The sequence below is a fragment of the Pseudomonas sp. genome (assembly GCF_050739655.1).
GTDB lineage: Bacteria > Pseudomonadota > Gammaproteobacteria > Pseudomonadales > Pseudomonadaceae > Aquipseudomonas.
The window spans coordinates 1-1,956 of sequence record NZ_JBOIBY010000031.1; the positions used below are offsets into that span (position 1 = coordinate 1).

Consider the following 1,956-nt stretch of genomic DNA (forward strand, 5'->3'; position numbering starts at 1 on the left):
TGTGGGAGCGAGCTTGCTCGCGATGGCGTCGGCTCAGACACTACAAAGCTGAATCACTGGGTGCAGGCGTTCATGAATTCGGTGCGGGCCGAGCACGCGCTGGCCAAATGAAAAAAACCGCTCACAACGAGCGTTTTTTTTGTTTCCCAGAGCGCATGTCAGCCAAACAGCCAATACCCCAACAACGTCAGCACCGCCACCGCCAGTACCGGGCGTAGTACACGGTAGGCCTTGGGATTGCGCCGCTTCCATTGCTTGACCATTCCACTGAATTTATCGCTGGAGTTCTTGCTCCAGGCATAGGCCTGGTTGATCCCGCCCACACGCTCGTCATCCAGATTCTGAGGAGCGGTGGCGCGACCCAGCCAGGCGCTGATACTGCGATTGATGCGGGTCATGAGGCGATTGCTCAGTGGACGCTCGATATCGCAGAACAGGATGACCCGGGTCTGTTCCGTTTCATTCTTGACCCAGTGCACGTAGGTTTCGTCGAACATCACGTCCTCGCCATCGCGCCAGGCGTAAACCTGACCGTCGACAAAGATGCGGCATTCATCGGAATTGGGGGTGGACAGGCCCAAGTGATAACGCAGGGAACCGGCAAACGGATCGCGATGCGGGTTGAGATGACTGCCGCCCGGCAACAGCGCGAACATCGCGCCTTTGACGTTGGGAATACTGCTGACCAACTCAACGGTTCTCGGGCACAAGGCTTCGGCGGAAGGCAGCGGTTTGTCGTACCACTTGAGATAAAAACGCTTCCAGCCCTTCTTGAAGAACGAGCCGAAACCGGCGTCGTTGTTCTTTGCCGCCGCACGGATATACCCCTCGTCGAACAAATGCATCGCTTCGTCGCGAATCACCTCCCAGTTGTCCTTGAGCACATCCAGTTCCGGGAACTTGCTGCGATCCAGATACGGTTTCGAAGGCACACCGGAAAACAGGTACATCAAGGCGTTATAGGGGGCAAACAGTGCCGAATGGTTCACGAACTGGCGCAAAACCGGCAGACGCGCCTTGCCGCGTAAATGCACATAGAGGGTGCTGCCGAGAAACAGCAGCAACAACGAGGCCTTCGCGGCAAACGATAAGGTCATCAACAACTCCTTTGAAGATAAGCGACACGTGCGCCACGTCCATTGCCCGACATGGCTGCTGGCATGATAAACACTACCGACCCGATGAAAAACCTGCACTTTTCAACATTCAATGTTAATGAATGTGCAACAAAGCATTTCTTAACATAAAACGCCTGAACGCGGGCTGATGCAGATCCATCATCAACCGGACCCGATCAATGGATCGCAACCAGCGATAACGCCTCAACCATCGCCGCCAGCCACGATCCACCAATGTTCAGCGCTTACTGCTGATTCTCCTGTTCGGTAAACAGATCACTGAACAGCATGCTCGACAGGTAACGCTCACCGGAATCCGGCAGGATCACGACGATGGTCTTGCCCTGCATTTCCGGGGTCTCCGCCAATCTTACGGCCACTGCCATGGCGGCGCCGCAGGAAATCCCGGACAAAATCCCTTCTTCCTGCATCAGGCGCAAGGCCATGGCCTTGGACTCTTCGTCGCTGACCAGCTCCACCCGATCGACCATCGACAAATCGAGGTTCTTCGGCACAAAACCGGCACCGATGCCCTGGATCTTGTGCGGGCTCGGCTTGATTTCTTCACCGGCCAGGGCCTGGGTGATCACCGGCGATACCGCCGGCTCCACCGCCACCGAGAGTATCGGCTTGCCCTGGGTATTCTTGATATACCGTGACACTCCAGTGATGGTTCCACCGGTTCCGACGCCTGCCACCAGCACGTCGACCGCGCCGTCGGTATCGTTCCAGATTTCCGGGCCGGTGGTTTTTTCGTGGATGGCCGGGTTGGCCGGGTTATCGAACTGAGCCGGCATGAAGTACTTCGACGGGTCGCCGGCAACAATTTCACCGGCTT

2 protein-coding genes are annotated in these 1,956 nt (G+C 56.7%); both read right to left on the reverse strand.

From position 1 onward, the window contains the following. Positions 1–158: 158 nt before the first annotated feature. The gene (locus tag ACRESJ_RS01490; RefSeq protein ID WP_431756299.1) at positions 159–1,097 is read right to left on the reverse strand and encodes an aspartyl/asparaginyl beta-hydroxylase domain-containing protein; all 939 of its coding nucleotides are present in this window, start codon (positions 1,095–1,097) and stop codon (positions 159–161) included. 266 nt (positions 1,098–1,363) lie between these two features. Continuing rightward, the coding region (locus ACRESJ_RS01495) for a pyridoxal-phosphate dependent enzyme (RefSeq protein WP_431756300.1) at positions 1,364–1,956 on the reverse strand (593 nt) is incomplete at its 5' end.